Here is a 16,895-nt window from a genome sequence, read left to right on the forward strand (position 1 = left end):
GAAAACCTACATTCTTATATTGTCCTAAACCTACATTTTTATATTGACTTTTGCACTTGAAAAGCTCAAAGAATATCTTATAGATCATAGAGAATTATATACAGGTCCTTTTTTGATGAAAAAGATTAAACAAGGGACAAAATCTTATATTGAGCAAAGTGAAATCTATGAAAAAGTTTTTGAAGGAATTTATAGTTGTCGCTTGGCAAGAAAAGAAGGACAGGATGTTTATGAATATGGTTTTAGACAGGATAATCAGTGTTATTTAAGAAAAAAAGGAAATGTTGTTGATCGTTTATATCTCTATTTAGAAAATGAAATGTATGAAGTGGCTTTATTAAATAATGATTTGTTAGATCCTAAGATAAAAATACTAGGAGAATATGTATTTAATGAGGCTCATTTTATAGAACATATTCATCGTTATTACGGTATTTTAAATGATGAGAAGTATCAATGGATCAGTCCTTCTATTGCTATTGTTTATACAAATTTACGTAAGTATCTTTTAATAAAAGAACAAAATGAAATAAAGTTTATTTTTAGACAAGTCTTTTTAAAAGATAACGGAATAATTTATTCTTATTATCTTCAAAAAAATATTCATATTAAAAATAAAGATGATGAAAAAATTTTCTCTATAGATAATATCATGCTCTCTGTTTCTAATATTGTTGATGATAAGCAAAGAAAAACAGAATATTATTATCTTCAGTTTTTGAATCAAAGTTACTTTGTGTCTATTGAATATAAAAAAAGAGATGCTCATTTTTCTTATAAAAGAGCAAAAGAAATCTATTATCAAAGTATTTATGATTTCATAAATGACAAAATAAAAGAATTTGATTTTAAAGTAAATTATGTAGGTATTCAATATCCTTGTTATGGAAGTTCAATAGAACCCCTTTTAATAGGATTTGATGAAATCTATCAAGAAGATGTTGTTTCAATGAAGGAAAGTATTGATTTAGACTTTCAAGAAAATATTGAAATAGTACATATGTTCCATGACTATTTAATAGAACATAACTATTTTAATGTTTTACCAACTCTTATGAAAAGATTAAAAAATGATTTAGAAAAACATTTAAATCTTGAAATTCTTTTATTTGAAATGGATGATTGATTTTATATTTTGTCAACTCGTAATTTTATACTACTGCTTGTGCGGACAAGAAAAAGAACCAGATAGTTTAGCAAAATATAAAAAATATTAATCCCAAATGATAATAATTTAGCTGATTGTGGAACTACAATACATAATTTAGTATTGTAGTTTTTTCTTATAACCCCAATATCGTGATACAATAGAAACATCAATTAATAATGTACATATTCAGTTGGGAGCTACATAAGATGAAAATAGGAATAATAGATGATGATACTCAATTCAGCCAAGTCATAAAGAATAAGATAGAAGAAAATACATGCTTTAGTAAAAGTAGTATTGATGTATTTAATAATGATTTCAAATCACTTCAATTAAAAGATTATGATTATTTGTTTATAGATATTCTATTAATGCAGGATAATGGTATCACTATTGCGAAAAGTATAGATAATAAGAATACACGCATCATATTCATGTCTAGTAATGAAACACTTGTTTATGATTGTTTTGATATTGCGCTTTACTTCTTTATAAGAAAAACATCTTATGAAGATGATTTAGAAAGACTATTTATCAAAATGGATAAAGATCAGGCTGAAAACCATAAACAATATCTCGTTGATAAGAAAAACAATCAATACATTAATCTCAAGGATATCATCTATGTTCAATCCCATAGAAATACATGTACCTTTTACACAGAAGATAATGAATATGTTCAATACACAACATTAAAGAAATGTTCTGAAGAGTTATGTTCCAATGTAGCATTCTATAAAATAAACTCATATACCATTATTAATTTTAAATATGTTACTAAAATCAATAATCAAAATGTTACTCTTATGAACAGTCAAACATTTAATGTCTCTAGAAAATCAAAAGATATTATTGAAAAATATCATGCCTACAGGAGGTACATGCAATGATGAGTTTCTTATATTTTTGTTGTATAGAAGCATTACTGACATATCTCCTTAGAACAAATAAAACAGCTATTTTTATTGCCTCTTTATTGATCAATTGTCTTCTTAGTGTATTTACAAGTCATCCCCTATTACAGGATCTCTTGTTAATAGAATCTTTATGCTTCTTATTCTATTATTATTCAGATAGGCTGTTATCAGAAATTATCTTCTATCTTTCATTCTTAACTGTTATAAAGAATTTAGTTGTTCTAATACCAATATCCCCTATTGTTTCATTAATCATCTATATTCTTATTATCTCCACATTCGCTATTATTCAAAAGCTTTACCCTATCGATAATAAGAATCTTTATTGGGGATTACTTATGGCTATATCCTTAAGTACTCTATGTATTTATCATATTCTCTATAATGACTTTCTTAATATATTAGGCATAAACTGTAATCTCATTATTCTTATAACCCTTTTGATTACTATCATTATTTCCTATTACTTATTCCTTAGATATACCAAACTTAATCATGAACAACAGCTTCTTAACCAGGCTATTGATCATTTTAAGAATGATCAACAAAACTATGCCTTCATTGAAAAGAAAAACAATGAACTCTATAAGCTAAGACATGACTTAAAATACGATTACCTTCAGATGAAGGAATATGTAAAAAGAAAAGAATTTGAAAATGTGAATGAGATGATAGACAAAAGAATAGATTCTCTCAACGATCATAACATGCTGATCATATCTGGTAATAAGCTATTTGATTCATTTATTAATATGAAATTAGAACAGCTCAAACTCAACAACATTAAACCTGCTATCATTGTATCTATTCAGGATATATCATTTATAGAGGATGAACATTTGAATATCCTTATAAATTATCTGTTTGATATCGCAATAGATTGCATGGAAAATAATGAATTAGAAGTAAAAATAACGGAAGACCAATGTGCTTTTGAAATCACATTGTATATGAATGATGCAAAAGAAAGAATCAATCAAATGAAATATGATACTCTTGTATTAATACTGCATAAATATCATGGAAGCTTACAAGTACAGCATGCTGGTGCATCACTCTATATCTCTACTCTTATACCTGTTTCATGACAGGTATTTTTTGTTTATTATCCTCATAAATCGGTCAAACGTCCTCAAGATATTATTTATTTTTTCAAAGGTTGTATGATTGAAATAGGAGGAAAAATCATAGTAGCAATAAGGTATAACAATTATGAAATTAAAAAACATTTTTGCTTCAGCTTTAAGTCTTGCATTTATTTTAATGTTTTCTATCTGTTGCGCAGACGCAGCAACAAAATACAGAAATGTTCCAATTTATACTACCAGCGATACATCTGGCATAATTATTTCAATTAATGAACATAAAGGAACTTGTACAGGTTCTAAAGCAAGAAGTACTGTCACAACTAAGTACTTAATTATTGGCGGTACACAAAAAACAGAAAATTTAGATAGTGGCAAAACAGCTAAAGTCAGAATCACCGGAAAATTAGGTGATGCTAAACAAACAAAAACATCAACAATTAAATTTTAATAAGAAAGAGGTGCTTTACTATGATTGAGATGAAACATTTAAATATAAATTTTGGTAATCAAGTCATATTCAATGATGCTCATTTTAAAACATGTCCTGGTCGAATCACTGGTATTATTGGCAAAAGTGGATGTGGTAAAACAACATTCCTAAAATCATTATTATACCAGTACAAAGATAATCTTCTTTATGTAGATAATGTAGCTATCAATAATTCTAATAAAGAAGATTATCTATTAAATAAGGTGTCTTATATTGATCAATTTGGGACATTCTTTGATAACATGAAAGTATATGAACATTTTGAATTTATTAATCACCTACAAGAAAGCCAATATGATCAAACCAAAATGAATAATATGCTTCATCTAGTAGGATTGGATCTTATAGATCCATCCTGCTATCCTTCTTCTTTATCTATTGGGCAGAGAAAAAGATTCTTAATAGCGTTATCCATGTATAAAGATGCATCCATCATTATTATTGATGAACCGACTGCTTCTTTAGATCAAGAAAATAAAGAAATCGTACTTCAATTACTCGAAAAACTAAAATCAGAAAACAAATATATTATCATTACAACTCATGATGAATATCTAATAAATCATCTAGACATTACTTATAGAATAGAAAATAGAATTCTTGTATGCGATCAAAACATAGATGAAATAAATCAAACTACTCAACTGAAGAAGTCAGACATCAACAGTTATCATAAGTACTTCTTCTATAAAAATAAAAGACAATGGTTTCAGTTTATTCTTGTATTACTACTAGGTTTTATTATGACAATCTCTATTTCTACTAACGTAAGTGATAGTCTATTACAGGAAAATAAGTTATCAAGTGGTATAAAACAAGCCAATAAAGCAGAATTATATACAGGTAAGATGAATGATTCTTATATTGCGAATGGCGTAGATAGTTATTATATCGGTGATGCAGAGGTAAATCTTGATATAAGTACTGAGGAATTGAATCGTATTAAATCAATCAAACATGTAAAGAGTGTTTATCCATTTGATGTATTTGATACAATCAATCAAATGGAAGATGTGAGTAAAGGTACTGTTTATTATCAAGGAAGTAAAACACAGTTTGATTATTTTCAGGAAGGGAGTCCAATGGTCGTTCCCTATTACTCTTTCCAGAATATTAAAGTAGATGGAAAAGAACTTAAAGGAAATGCGATTAGTCAATCATTCGCAAGAAAGCTAGGTATAGATGAAAAAGAAAAGAACTTTAAAATATCTATAGATGTATATGTTCCAGTACAGCAATATACTTATCAATGTGAAATTGATGATTCTAAAACATTGGGTACTTTATCACAGGTTCTTACTAAGAAAGTAAATCTTGAAATAGAAATCAATCATATTATTTCAACAGATGATTATTATAATGAATTTCTTAGTGCTGGATATGTTGTACTTATGAATGACAAATCATTCTATACTATTTTAAATCAATACAATAACCAGACTCCTGATAGTTTACTAGATGCCAAAGAATACAATGCAACTATTACTCCTTATCAAAGTAAAAATTATGTTGTAGAAGTAAACCGTATTAAGAACTTAAAAAGTGTTGAAAAAGAAATATCTCAGATTTCTAATAATTTCATTACTTATGATCAATATAATTCAGTGACAGATATGGTTGATGTCTATAAGGAAGAAAGAAAAGGAAGATATATTTTTATGGCTGTAGTGATATTAGTCGCAATATTCCTTTATGTTCTTGTACAAATGAATGCATTGGATGATAGAAAAAATGAAATTAAATTGTTGAAGGTTTATGGTTTAAAGAATCAAACGATTTGTTCTTTAATGAATGATAATATGATTGTACAGTCCATCTTATCTCTATTACTAAGTATTCCTGGTTTCTTTATCGCAAGAAAAATTGGTTTCTTTGTGATTAATCGTCAGTCAATGACTATGAGTTTATTACTTTTTATGATTATTCAAATAGGTGTGACTTTAGTTATTTGTTTCTCATATATATGTTATAGTCAATGGTTTGTAAAGAAGGTGGATTTATGATTGAGATGAAGAATATCAATCTATCTTTTAAGAATCATATATTGTTTAAGAACCAGAATATAAGTATTCCGTCTTCTCAAATTACTGTAATTACTGGTGAAAGTGGTTCTGGTAAATCTACTTTATTATTTGAACTTGCAGGACTAACACATTATTCCAAGAATGAGTTTTATACCGACAGTAATGATTATGGTTTTGTATTTCAGGATTGTAGATTATTTGATGATTTAACAGCAATACAGAATATTCAACTATTTAGTGAGCTTGCTGAAGTTCCATTTCATAAAGATCAAATGATGAAGCTATTGGATGAATTAGATTTAAATATTGATTTAAATGGAAAAGTAGATATTTTATCTGGTGGTCAAAAACAAAGATTACTTATATTATGCTGTATGATGAAGAATCCGGATATTATCTTTCTAGATGAGCCTACCGCTTATCTAGATACGATCAATAGAGAACATATGAGAAAGATTATTCATGAATTATGTCATAAATATCATAAGACAGTTGTGATTGCGACACATGATATGGGGATGTTGGAGATTGCTGATATACATTACCATATAGAGCACCAGCAAATCATATTAAAGAAAGAATCTTATACAGAGATCAATAAAATAGAACCTAAAGAACATATTCATACAAATCCTGTTACCTATTACTTAAAGGCTGAGAAGTCCAATAGAATCCATTATAAAAGAAATATTGTGATAAGTATTATGATGATCATAGTGACATATATGATGTGCTTTCAAGCTTATTATCAAAAAGAAACAGACACTATGATTAATAAAGCAATTGATAATGAATTAAGGATTTCTTATAAAGATGGTGGTAATGCTTATGATATGGGCGGTCAGCCTATTCCTAAAACACTCATTCAAGACATATCCAACAATAGTATGGTTCAAAGTATTCAGCCATTCTTCCAATGGAATGTCTTAAATACGCAGGAGACTATTGTCATACAGCCTTATTATGGGAATATGAAAACATATAAGACTTATACAAAACAATCATTCAGTATTGAGAATAAACAGCTCAATACCGATCATGTCTATATTTCTTATTCTCTCTATCAAAAACTAAACAAGAATATCCATATCACAGGTATTCTTCAAATACCTACAAGTAATACCTACACCTTCAATAAGATTCCTTTTGAACTCGTTAATGCGAATGTCACAGATAAAGATATTCATAACCGATATACAAAAACAACAGAAAACATTATTTATATATCTCCAAAACTGTATCAGAAGATAGTAAATCAATATACACAAAACAATACATATCAGTCCAATGTCTATATCATCAAAGTAAACTCATATAAGAACATTCAATCTGTCACTGAATTTATTAAAAAACATGATTCTGATATAAAGGTCTATAATCCTGTTTCTTCTGCAATATTAAATAAAACAACTACATTTGGATTTGAAATGATACAGCAGTTCTCTATGATTATGTTTGTCATGTTTATGAGTACATGTTTTATTATTGGAATATTTGATATTGTTTCTAGACGCTATCAATATGCACTACTATTAGTGAATGGACTTAATAGATTACAATGTCTACAATTAATATTGAAAGAAAGATCTTCTTATTGTCTGGTATCTATCATTCTATCTATGATTTCAGTCTTATCTTTATTCTTCTTCCAATATCATATATTACCTTCTATAATGATAGAACAAGCTATTTCTATCTTAATCCTAGTGAATTCAGTTATTCTAATTATTCCTTGTTTGACTTTTATTGTATTAATGAGATCAAACAATGAAGGAAATCTATTAAAGACAAGTGAGTGAAGATTATGAAAAAACTTCCCATTATTATAGTCTCTGTAGGATGTATTATTACTGGTCTTATTGTAAGTATGACTCCTGCAGTGAAAGTTGTGAATAATACTACGTATTCTTATTTCAACTATGAACTTCTCGGTATTGGTTTTGCGATTAGTTTATTGCTTGGTATTATCTCCTTATGGTTTATAAAAAGAAAAGGAAACTAATCACATATTAAATTCGGAGGGAAAAACATCTCTCCGATTTTTTTCAATACTCAATAACTTATCTATAGCTCTGTGCTTATATGATATAATTTTTATGTGAAACAACCGTATACGGTAGGTGGTTATCCTTGGTCGTTATGACGAAGTACGCAACCCTTCGTAATTCTTCTTTTAAGTTGAAAACGGAGGTGATGCCTAATGACAACGTATGAAATAATCATGATTATGTTAACATGTTTAACACTTGTTGTTAGATTACTTCTTATCATTATAGATAAGACCGTAAAAAAATAACTACCTCACTCCCTGGTAAAAGTTTTGAGGTAGTTATTCTATCCAAATAAAATCCAAGGACAACCACTTGCTGATTGTTCCTTCTTCGTCTTTATTATAGTTTATGCTCATATTAAGGTCAACATATGCAAATTGTAGTTTATAGAAAGGTGTTCTGCGTTATGAAAAAAATTTGTTTGATTATTCTTTCTCTTATTCTTTGTGCCTGTTACACTACACCACAATTAGAAGGTAAATGGAAATGTGAGAAATCTCCATTAGAAAACAAAGATATCTATACTGCATATCTTACATTAGATATAGACAAAGACTTATCTTTTAACATGTATGATGCAGAAGCAGGTAATCCTGTAATAAGAGGAAAAATGATCAAGAAAGATCATACACTTACTCTCCAATGTAATCATCTTGATGATTTTGATCCACCTGCTTCATGGGAATCTATGCAGACAACTGAAACAATTCAATATTACTTCAAGAATAATAAACTGTATCTAAAGTATAATAACTCTACATTAGTGTTCTACAAGAAATAGAAGATTATATCTTCTGTTTTTTTATGCTTTTAATTAAAGCTCCAAACAATACAATAAGTATAATGGCTGAAAGCCAGAACTCTACTTTCATTTCTACAAGTATGAAACCCACTGAAAAGAGACTGATTAATTGATCAAAGTATTCAGATATATTATTAAAGACAGGAATCATCATCATAGCACCTGTTTCTATCATGATGATAATTAAGCATAATACAGGAATTACTATATGATTGATATGACATACCTGAATAAAGAAATAGAGGTTGATTACCGCAATAATATTTAATATATGAATCAACTGCCCTTTTGGATTCACTAGATAGGAGAGATATCTTGTACTGAATATAATATAAACAGGAAGATAATAAGACAACATTGTCATACTTTCTTTATAATCCCCTATTCTATAGGCAAGATAGAAGATGAGTATTCCTACAATGACATCAATGATTAATCCAATCTTACGATTTCTTCTTTTCTTATAGAGTTTCATCTCTTCTAGAGTAAGAGGTGGAAGATGATGTTTTTCTCTTTTACGATTGAATTCTTCATTCTGTTTCTTTAGTATATCATTCACATAATCATTAGATTGTGATTGTGCTTCTTCACTATAGTAGCTGATTGTATTTTGATGAGTATATGTATAATACACCTGATAGAGTGTACCAATAATAAGAAGAACTATACTTATAAAAAGAGGAATCATATAAGGAACTGAAATAGACGGTAATATGAATACAAGAGCCAATACAATATAATCTAGTAGAATATTATATCGCTTATTTTTCATAATAAGGTCTATAAGAATGATTACAATCATTGATTCTACGACTTTTCCTCCTGCATGAGATGTTGGTTCAAGAATAAGATAGAATACATAGTTCCATAAAAAGATTGTGTATTTAAAGAAACTGTTAATCCATGTGGTTTTCTTTCCTTGATCATGGAAATAGTTCTTAATGAATGTGTCATGATCTTCCTTAATAAGTGTATTTAATTCTTTATGATTCATCTGTGCTGTGATTAATAAATCTAACAAGCTCATAAGTATATCATTCGCATAGAATCCTGGGTAATGTCTCTCTTGTGCATATTGATATGCCTTGTCATAGAATACCTGATAGTCTCCTGTTAATTGATTTCTTAATGTTTTATATTCCGCAATCATACCTAATCCTCCAAAATCTTTTCTACAATACCTGTTATCTTATAATAAGAATGTTTAAATTCTCTCAAATAGACTAATCCTTCATCAGTGATCTTATAGTATTTTCTATAAGGTCCTGCTTCTGATTTCACTTGTCTACATGATAAATATCCCTTCTTAGACAAACGTGTTAATATCGGATAGAATGTCCCTTCTCCTACATTCTCAAAGCCATACTTCTCTAGTTCTACCAATAGTTCATAACCATAAGTTTCCTTATGACTAATAAGAGAAAGAATACACCCTTCCAACATTCCTTTCATCAATTGTGTATCCATTATGTCACCTACTTTGTAATGCAAAGTATACACTACTTGGTTATACAAAGTAAAGAAATAATGCATAATTCAAAAAAGTTCTTAAGTGTTTCTTAATTTCCACATAAATTACACATATTAGATATATAATACAAAATTGTTGAAGATATTAAGTTAAGGGAGATCAAAAATGAAAAAACGTCATTTAAGAAAAAGAGTTTATGTCCTTATTGGATGTATTGTGGCTCTCATGATTGGTTTAGGTGTTTATTTTATGACTCGTCCTGCTATTAGTTTTAATCATAGTACACAGGATATAGAAATAAATTCCACTTATAAGCCTATGTCATTTATTAAAAAAGTAAGCGGTAATAAGAGTGATGTGAATGTAGATGATTCTAAAGTTAACGTCAAAAAACTTGGAAAGTACAAGATTACTTATACATTAAACAAGAAGAACTATGTATTAAATGTAGAAGTTGTAGATACTAAGAAACCTACATTTAAGGTAGTGAATAAAGCTGTAGAAGTAGGTACTAAAGTTAAAGCAAGTGAATTTGTGACTGATATTAAAGATGAAACAAAGACTAAGACTTACTTTAAGAAAGATGTATCTTTTGATAAAGAAGGTACACAGAAAGTTACTGTTGTCGTAGAAGATCAAGGTGGTAATAAGACTGAAAAAGAAGTAAATGTGAAAGTTGTAAAGGATACTAAAGCACCATTACTTGCAGGTCTTCAGAATTATGATACTACTGTAGGTTCTAATATTGATTTCATGAAAGGTATTACTGTAGAAGATGATTTTGATAAGAATCCTAAAGTTACAGTAGACAGCAGTAAAGTAGATTTTGGAAAAGCAGGTACTTATAAAGTCATCTATACAACTAAAGATAAGTCTGGTAATGAAAGAAAGTATACACAGACTGTTGTTGTAAATAATCCACGTCCTGCCAATGCGATTGCGCCAAGTGGGGAAAAGGTTGTTTATCTTACATTTGATGATGGACCTTCTCAGAATACTCAGCGTGTGTTAGATATTCTTGATAGATATAATGCGAAAGCAACATTCTTTGTGACTGGTAATGGTCAGAAATATAACTACTTAATTAAAGAAGCACATAAGAGAGGTCATACAATTGGTCTTCATACTTATTGTCATGATTATCGTAGAGTGTATGCATCTACTGATGCTTACTTTAATGATTTAAATAATGTAGGTAATATGGTTAAGGGATTAATTGGATTTACTCCTCGTTATATTAGATTCCCTGGAGGAAGTTCTAATACAGTTTCTAGACATTATTCTGCAGGTATCATGAGTCGTCTTACTAGAATGGTACAGGAAAAAGGTTATCAGTATTATGACTGGAATGTCAGCAGTGGCGATGCATCAGGTAATAACGTACCTACTGCAAGACTTATTGCGAACTCAACTGCTTCTCGTAATAATCAGATTATGATCTTATGTCATGATACAGCTGCAAAGAATACAACTGTAGAAGCTTTACCTAAAATTATCGAACATTATAAAAATCTTGGTTATACATTCAAGGGTATTGATGATACAACATTTACACCTCATCAAAGAGTATTAAACTAAAGCCTCATCCGAGGCTTTTTCTTTTGCTATTCTATATTTTTTGTTTATTATTCATATTTTCATGATATAATTTTTTCGAAAAATAAACTGAATTATGTCGTAAGGAGATTGGTTTTGAAAAAAAGAATTATTTCAATTGTTTGTCTATTTTTACTCATCTCATTATTACCTGGATGTTCTTCAGATAAAAAAGAAGAGTCTGATGCAATTATTGTAAATGACCAGATAGGGCGTCAGATTACAATTAAAGACCAAGTAAAACGTGTCGTTAGCACTTCATATATAACAACTTCTACATGCTTAGCACTAGGAGTAAATGATCAGTTAATTGGTATAGAGAAGAATGCTTCTTCTAGAAGCATTTATCAAAAGACTGATCCTGATTTATTAGAACTACCTCAGGTAGGATGTGATGTGAGCCTTATCGCAAAGACTGACCCTGATGTAGTATTTATGATGAAAGAGAATGAGAATCTTATTGAGGATTTTGAAGAAAGACATATAAAAGTTATTGTGGTTGATCCTTCTAGTGAAAAGAAGTATGATACCATGGTTTCACTTATTGCGAAAGTTTGTGGTAAACAAAACAATGCGAAGAAGTTAAAGAACTACTATAGTACTAAAAAGAGTAAGATGAACAGTTTAGGTACTTCTAATAAGCATGTTTATATTGCTTCAAAAGAGTCTATTTATAAACCTGTCACACCTTCTATGTTTCAAAGTACTATACTAGACATGGCGCATGTAAAAAATGCTGCAGCGAGTATTAAAGGTGTAGACTACCCTACTATTGCGTTAGAAACATTATTAACTTTAAACCCAGATATGGTGATCATGCCTCATAATGCTTCTTATTCAAAAGATTCTATTTATAACTATGAATTCTTCTCATCACTTGATATAGTGAAGAACAAGAAGATTTATATTATGCCTGAAGTGGTTGAATCATGGTTGGATCCTGTTCCTTCTCATATTCTTGCATCACTCTGGCTATCATGTGTACTTCATCCTCATGATTATACATATGAGAATTATAAAAAGGATGTAATAGATTTTTATAAAGAGTTTTATGGTTTTAGTCTTGATGAATCACTTATCACAAAATAGAAAGGATAGAAAAAGATGTTAAATATTCAGGAATATGTAAGACCTCAGTCGCTTGAGGAAGCTTATGAACTCGTTCAGAACAGAAAAAACATTATTGTAGGTGGTATGTTATGGTTGAAGATGATGAATAGATCAGTTGAAAAGGCAATTGATTTATGTGATCTTCATTTAGATACTATTGAAGAAGATGATGAACAGTTTACTATTGGTGCAATGGTGACATTACGTCAGTTAGAAACTCATGAAGGATTAAATGCTTATACACATGATGCAATGAAGCATAGTGTAGAACATATTATTGGTGTGCAGTTTAGAAACTGTGCGACTGTGGGAGGTTCTATTTTTGGTCGTTATGGTTTCTCTGATGTATTATCTATGTTTATGGGATTAGATGCTTATGTAGAATTATATAACGGTGGTATTGTGCCTATGAGAGAGTTTGCTTGGATGCGTCCTTCTCTTGATATTCTTGTACGTGTTATTGTAAAGAAGACACCTATTAAGGTTTGTTATAAGTCACAGAGAAATGTAAGTACTGATTTCCCTGTTCTTACTTGTTGTGCAAGTTATATGAATGATACTTATTCTGTAGTAATTGGTGGTCGTCCTTTAAAGGCAATTGCTTATGAGAAACAGATGGAATTAAATGATGAGTCTATTGAAGCGTTTATTGAAGAAGTATCTTCTGAAATCAAACTTGGAAGCAATAACTTAGGTAGTGCAGAATATCGTCAGAAGCTTGTAAAGGTTCTTATGAGACGTTCATTAAAGGAATTGGAGGCACAGTAAGATGGAAATTACAATTACATTAAATGGAAAAACAATGACTCGTAGTATTTTACCTGATACTCTTCTTATTGATTTTGTAAGAAGTGAACATTGTCTTAGTGTTAAAAGAGGTTGTGATACAAGTAACTGTGGATTATGTACAGTATTATTAGACAACAAGCCTGTTCTTTCTTGTAGTGTTCTTGCAGCTAGAGCTGCAGGTCACGAAGTGACTACTTTAGAAGGGCTACAGGAAAAGGCAAGACCTCTTGCTGAATTTATTGCTGATCAGGGTGCTGAACAGTGTGGTTTCTGTAATCCTGGATTTATGATGAATACAATCGCATTACTAGAAGAAAATAAAGATCCAAGTGATGATGAAATCAGAGCATTCTTATCTGGTAACCTTTGTCGTTGTTCTGGTTATGAAGGACAATTAAGAGGTATTAGAAACTATATTAATTACTGCAAGGAAAATGGAAAGGAAGTGTTAGGATGAGTCAGGAATTAAAACAGGTTAACAAACCTATAAGAAAAAAAGATGCAATGAACCTATTACTAGGTAAACCTGTCTATGTTGATGATGTAACACCTCATGACTGTTTGATTGTAAAGCTTGTGCATTCTCCTCATGCTAATGCATTAATTGAGAGTATTGATATCCAAGCAGCTAAGGCAGTAGATACAATTGAAGCTGTTTATACTTATAAAGATGTGCCTCAGAAACGTTTTACTATGGCTGGTCAGACTTATCCAGAACCTAGTCCTTATGATCGCTTGATCTTGGATCAAAGAGTAAGATTCGTAGGTGATCCAGTTGCGATTGTTGCTGGTTATGATGAAAAGAAAGTAGATGAAGCATTAAAGCTTATTAAAGTAAAATATCAGGTAGAAGAAGCAGTATTAGACTTTAGAACTGCTAAGGATAATCCTATTCTTGTACATCCTGAAGATAACTGGAAAGCATTATGTCCTGTAGGGGCAGATAATAAGCGTAACTTAGTAGCCACTGCAGATGAAACACACGGTGATCTAGAAGAAGTATTTAAATCATGTGATCATGTGATTGAACGTACTTATCATGTTCCTGCAGTCAATCAGGCGATGATGGAAACATTCAGAACTTATTGTGAAATTGATACATATGGTCGTTTACATGTTATTAGTTCTACACAGATTGTTTTCCATGCACGTCGTATTCTTGCGAATGCTTTAGATATTCCTAAGTCTATGATTCGTGTTGAAAAGCCTCGTATTGGTGGTGGCTTTGGTGCAAAGCAGTCACTTGTGACTGAAATCTACCCTGCATTTGTTACATGGATGACTAAGAAACCATCTAAACTTATTTATACTCGTACTGAATCTCAGATTGCTGGTAGTCCACGTCATGAAATGGAAGTCACTACTAAAGTTGGTGCTATGAATGATGGTACTATTCGTGCCATTGATATATATACATTATCTAACTCTGGTGCCTTTGGTGAACATGGTCCTACAACTGTAGGTTTATCAGGTCATAAGTCTATTCCTCTTTATACAAATAATCTAGAAGCGTTCCGCTTCCATTATGATGTTGTTTATACAAATAGATTATCTTCTGGTGCATATCGTGGATATGGTGCGACTCAGGGTATTTATGCATTAGAAACATGTGTCAATGAATTAGCTGATATTTTACATATGGATCCAGTAGAAATCAGAGAAAAGAACATGGTACGTCAAGGTCAGAAGATGGATGCCTACTATGGTGAAATTGCGGATAGCTGTGCATTAGATAAATGTATGGAACGTGCTAAGAAAGAATTTGACTGGGAAAACCGTAAGACACATACTGTAATGCCTGATGGTCGTATTAAGGCAGCAGGTGTTGCAATGGCAATGCAGGGATCAGGTATCTCTGGTGTCGATGTTGGGTCTGCTACATTAAAGTTAAATGATGATGGTTCTTATATGTTAAGCATTGGTGCTGCAGATATGGGTACTGGATGTGATACTATTCTTGCCCAAATGGCTGCAGAAGAATTAGAATGTGATGTAGACAATATCGTTGTCTTTGGTGCAGATACTGATGCTTCTCCATATGATTCTGGTTCTTATGCTTCTAGTACAACTTATGTGACTGGTATGGCTGTAAGAAAAGCAAGTGAAGAACTTAAACAGAACATGTTGAAGATTGCTGCCGATAAGTGGGAATGTGATCCTGAATCATTAGTATTTACTGGCAATACAATTGTTAATCCATCTACAAATGAATCATTTACTCATATGGATATCGCTACATTCTCTCAGTGTGGTAATACAGTCCCTATCCAGGTAACATGTACTCATTCATCTAAAGTTTCTCCACCACCTTATATGGTAGGTATGGCAGAAATTGCATTAGATAAAGAAACAGGTTCTGTAGAAATACTAGATTATGTAGCCGTTGTAGACTGTGGTACTGTCGTTAATACAAACTTAGCCACTGTTCAGACTGAAGGTGGTCTTGTACAGGGTATCGGTATGGCATTATCTGAAAGTATTACTTATTCGCCTAAGGGTGGTTTAACAGAAAATAACTTCATGACATATAAGATTCCTACAAGACTTGATATGGGTCATTTACGTGTTTATTTTGAAAGCAGTTATGAAAAGACAGGTCCATTTGGTGCGAAGTCTATTGGTGAATGTGTCATCAATACACCAGCCCCAGCCTTATGTGCTGCCATCCACAGTGCATGTGGTGCATGGGTGAGAGATCTTCCAATGACACCTGAAAAGATTGTCATGGCTATCGATGAATAAAACATATATTATATATCTTGCATCAGGAAACAGCAGACGTTTTAAAGGAAACAAACTGCTGTTTCCTTTTCAAAATAAACCGTTATATCAACATACATTAGATGCATTATTAAAGAAATATAAGAATATAATTGTGGTATCACAATATGATGAGATACTACAATATGCGTCTCAAAGAGGCGCTCTCAGCATTTTATGTCTAGAGAGTATTCATGGTCTCTCTTATTCGATTAAGGCTGCTGTGAACTATTTAAATACGTTAGAGAAGCCATTTAGAATGATCTTCATGGTTGCTGATCAGCCTTACATTTCTATGAAGACAATCGATAAACTCATGCATACTACTCATAAACTAGCCAGTTGTGCTTATAAAGATAAAGTAGGCAACCCTACTCTATTTGAGAGTTCTTATATTCCTGAGTTACTTCTATTAAAACAAGACCAAGGTGGAAGAAAAGTATTAAATAAGCATCCTGATGAAGTAGAATATATACAAGTAGAGAATGTAAGAGAACTCTATGATATAGATTATCAAGAAGACCTGAAGCAGCTACAATAGCTGCTTTTTTTGATGCATCAAAAAAGTCCCTCTTTCGAGAGACGGTAGTGTTACATATGTTTCTTTGCAAAGTTCCATGTGTCTCTGCACATATCTTCTAGTGTCT

The 16,895-nt window shown here is 30.8% G+C and carries 16 protein-coding genes; 14 read left to right on the forward strand and 2 right to left on the reverse strand.

The genetic code is table 11. The features are described 5' to 3' along the window. Nucleotides 1-115: 115 nt before the first annotated feature. The 8 genes from QZQ55_RS07915 (at nucleotide 116) to QZQ55_RS07950 (ending at nucleotide 8,501) form a co-directional block, all read left to right on the forward strand. On the forward strand, nucleotides 116-1,126 hold the full coding sequence (locus QZQ55_RS07915) for a hypothetical protein (RefSeq protein WP_295092011.1): 1,011 nt from the start codon (nucleotides 116-118) through the stop codon (nucleotides 1,124-1,126). Between the two features lie 230 nt (nucleotides 1,127-1,356). Next, nucleotides 1,357-2,040 (forward strand): LytTR family DNA-binding domain-containing protein, encoded by a 684-nt coding sequence (locus tag QZQ55_RS07920; protein ID WP_295092013.1) that lies wholly within the window; start codon nucleotides 1,357-1,359, stop codon nucleotides 2,038-2,040. Further along, nucleotides 2,037-3,155 carry a hypothetical protein gene (locus QZQ55_RS07925; protein ID WP_295092016.1) on the forward strand — a complete coding sequence of 373 codons (1,119 nt, stop codon included), beginning with the start codon at nucleotides 2,037-2,039 and terminating at the stop codon, nucleotides 3,153-3,155. Before QZQ55_RS07920 ends, QZQ55_RS07925 begins: the two co-directional genes overlap by 4 nt. Before the next feature lie 124 nt (nucleotides 3,156-3,279). Then, complete coding sequence (locus QZQ55_RS07930; RefSeq protein ID WP_295092019.1) at nucleotides 3,280-3,603, forward strand: hypothetical protein; 324 nt, start codon at nucleotides 3,280-3,282, stop codon at nucleotides 3,601-3,603. A 20-nt stretch (nucleotides 3,604-3,623) separates the two neighbouring features. After that, nucleotides 3,624-5,648 carry an ATP-binding cassette domain-containing protein gene (locus QZQ55_RS07935; protein WP_295092022.1) on the forward strand — a complete coding sequence of 675 codons (2,025 nt, stop codon included), beginning with the start codon at nucleotides 3,624-3,626 and terminating at the stop codon, nucleotides 5,646-5,648. Next, nucleotides 5,645-7,468: an ATP-binding cassette domain-containing protein gene (locus QZQ55_RS07940; protein WP_295092024.1), complete on the forward strand. Its 1,824-nt coding sequence runs from the start codon at nucleotides 5,645-5,647 to the stop codon at nucleotides 7,466-7,468. Before QZQ55_RS07935 ends, QZQ55_RS07940 begins: the two co-directional genes overlap by 4 nt. Nucleotides 7,469-7,473: 5 nt before the next feature. Further along, entirely contained in the window at nucleotides 7,474-7,671 is a 198-nt protein-coding gene (locus tag QZQ55_RS07945) for a hypothetical protein (protein ID WP_217747912.1), read from the forward strand. Nucleotides 7,672-8,126: 455 nt separating this feature from the next. Beyond that, the gene (locus QZQ55_RS07950; protein WP_295092026.1) at nucleotides 8,127-8,501 is read left to right on the forward strand and encodes a hypothetical protein; all 375 of its coding nucleotides are present in this window, start codon (nucleotides 8,127-8,129) and stop codon (nucleotides 8,499-8,501) included. Between the two features lie 4 nt (nucleotides 8,502-8,505). Here the strand turns inward: QZQ55_RS07950 and QZQ55_RS07955 are convergent, their stop codons facing one another. Next, nucleotides 8,506-9,672 (reverse strand): hypothetical protein, encoded by a 1,167-nt coding sequence (locus QZQ55_RS07955; RefSeq protein WP_295092028.1) that lies wholly within the window; start codon nucleotides 9,670-9,672, stop codon nucleotides 8,506-8,508. 2 nt (nucleotides 9,673-9,674) lie between these two features. Continuing rightward, entirely contained in the window at nucleotides 9,675-9,989 is a 315-nt protein-coding gene (locus QZQ55_RS07960; protein ID WP_295092030.1) for a PadR family transcriptional regulator, read from the reverse strand. A 169-nt stretch (nucleotides 9,990-10,158) separates the two neighbouring features. Here QZQ55_RS07960 and QZQ55_RS07965 point away from each other — a divergent pair, with 169 nt between their 5' ends. The 6 genes from QZQ55_RS07965 to QZQ55_RS07990 all read left to right on the forward strand — a co-directional run bounded on the left by QZQ55_RS07965 (nucleotide 10,159) and on the right by QZQ55_RS07990 (nucleotide 16,789). After that, the gene (locus tag QZQ55_RS07965; protein WP_295092033.1) at nucleotides 10,159-11,571 is read left to right on the forward strand and encodes a polysaccharide deacetylase family protein; all 1,413 of its coding nucleotides are present in this window, start codon (nucleotides 10,159-10,161) and stop codon (nucleotides 11,569-11,571) included. 114 nt (nucleotides 11,572-11,685) lie between these two features. Continuing rightward, nucleotides 11,686-12,678 (forward strand): ABC transporter substrate-binding protein, encoded by a 993-nt coding sequence (locus QZQ55_RS07970; protein ID WP_295092036.1) that lies wholly within the window; start codon nucleotides 11,686-11,688, stop codon nucleotides 12,676-12,678. A gap of 15 nt (nucleotides 12,679-12,693) precedes the next feature. Further along, nucleotides 12,694-13,467: a xanthine dehydrogenase family protein subunit M gene (locus QZQ55_RS07975; RefSeq protein WP_221711079.1), complete on the forward strand. Its 774-nt coding sequence runs from the start codon at nucleotides 12,694-12,696 to the stop codon at nucleotides 13,465-13,467. A 1-nt stretch (nucleotide 13,468) separates the two neighbouring features. Continuing rightward, on the forward strand, nucleotides 13,469-13,945 hold the full coding sequence (locus tag QZQ55_RS07980) for a (2Fe-2S)-binding protein (RefSeq protein ID WP_022424980.1): 477 nt from the start codon (nucleotides 13,469-13,471) through the stop codon (nucleotides 13,943-13,945). After that, nucleotides 13,942-16,230: a xanthine dehydrogenase family protein molybdopterin-binding subunit gene (locus QZQ55_RS07985; RefSeq protein ID WP_295092039.1), complete on the forward strand. Its 2,289-nt coding sequence runs from the start codon at nucleotides 13,942-13,944 to the stop codon at nucleotides 16,228-16,230. The genes QZQ55_RS07980 and QZQ55_RS07985 overlap by 4 nt, the downstream gene beginning before the upstream one ends. Continuing rightward, nucleotides 16,223-16,789, forward strand: coding sequence for a nucleotidyltransferase family protein (locus tag QZQ55_RS07990; protein ID WP_295092042.1), 567 nt, complete (start codon nucleotides 16,223-16,225; stop codon nucleotides 16,787-16,789). Before QZQ55_RS07985 ends, QZQ55_RS07990 begins: the two co-directional genes overlap by 8 nt. The last annotated feature ends 106 nt before the right edge of the window (nucleotides 16,790-16,895 follow it).

Source organism: uncultured Catenibacterium sp. (assembly GCF_900540665.1).
GTDB lineage: Bacteria > Bacillota_I > Bacilli_A > Erysipelotrichales > Coprobacillaceae > Catenibacterium.

Bases quoted from the DNA above. Each gene is read 5' to 3' on its own strand.
- QZQ55_RS07915 (WP_295092011.1), top strand. From the start codon at position 116: ATGAAAAAGATTAAACAAGGGACAAAATCTTATATTGAGCAAAGTGAA.
- QZQ55_RS07920 (WP_295092013.1), top strand. From the start codon at position 1,357: ATGAAAATAGGAATAATAGATGATGATACTCAATTCAGCCAAGTCATA.
- QZQ55_RS07925 (WP_295092016.1), top strand. From the start codon at position 2,037: ATGATGAGTTTCTTATATTTTTGTTGTATAGAAGCATTACTGACATAT.
- QZQ55_RS07930 (WP_295092019.1), top strand. From the start codon at position 3,280: ATGAAATTAAAAAACATTTTTGCTTCAGCTTTAAGTCTTGCATTTATT.
- QZQ55_RS07935 (WP_295092022.1), top strand. From the start codon at position 3,624: ATGATTGAGATGAAACATTTAAATATAAATTTTGGTAATCAAGTCATA.
- QZQ55_RS07940 (WP_295092024.1), top strand. From the start codon at position 5,645: ATGATTGAGATGAAGAATATCAATCTATCTTTTAAGAATCATATATTG.
- QZQ55_RS07945 (WP_217747912.1), top strand. From the start codon at position 7,474: ATGAAAAAACTTCCCATTATTATAGTCTCTGTAGGATGTATTATTACT.
- QZQ55_RS07950 (WP_295092026.1), top strand. From the start codon at position 8,127: ATGAAAAAAATTTGTTTGATTATTCTTTCTCTTATTCTTTGTGCCTGT.
- QZQ55_RS07955 (WP_295092028.1), bottom strand. From the start codon at position 9,672: ATGATTGCGGAATATAAAACATTAAGAAATCAATTAACAGGAGACTAT.
- QZQ55_RS07960 (WP_295092030.1), bottom strand. From the start codon at position 9,989: ATGGATACACAATTGATGAAAGGAATGTTGGAAGGGTGTATTCTTTCT.
- QZQ55_RS07965 (WP_295092033.1), top strand. From the start codon at position 10,159: ATGAAAAAACGTCATTTAAGAAAAAGAGTTTATGTCCTTATTGGATGT.
- QZQ55_RS07975 (WP_221711079.1), top strand. From the start codon at position 12,694: ATGTTAAATATTCAGGAATATGTAAGACCTCAGTCGCTTGAGGAAGCT.
- QZQ55_RS07980 (WP_022424980.1), top strand. From the start codon at position 13,469: ATGGAAATTACAATTACATTAAATGGAAAAACAATGACTCGTAGTATT.
- QZQ55_RS07985 (WP_295092039.1), top strand. From the start codon at position 13,942: ATGAGTCAGGAATTAAAACAGGTTAACAAACCTATAAGAAAAAAAGAT.
- QZQ55_RS07990 (WP_295092042.1), top strand. From the start codon at position 16,223: ATGAATAAAACATATATTATATATCTTGCATCAGGAAACAGCAGACGT.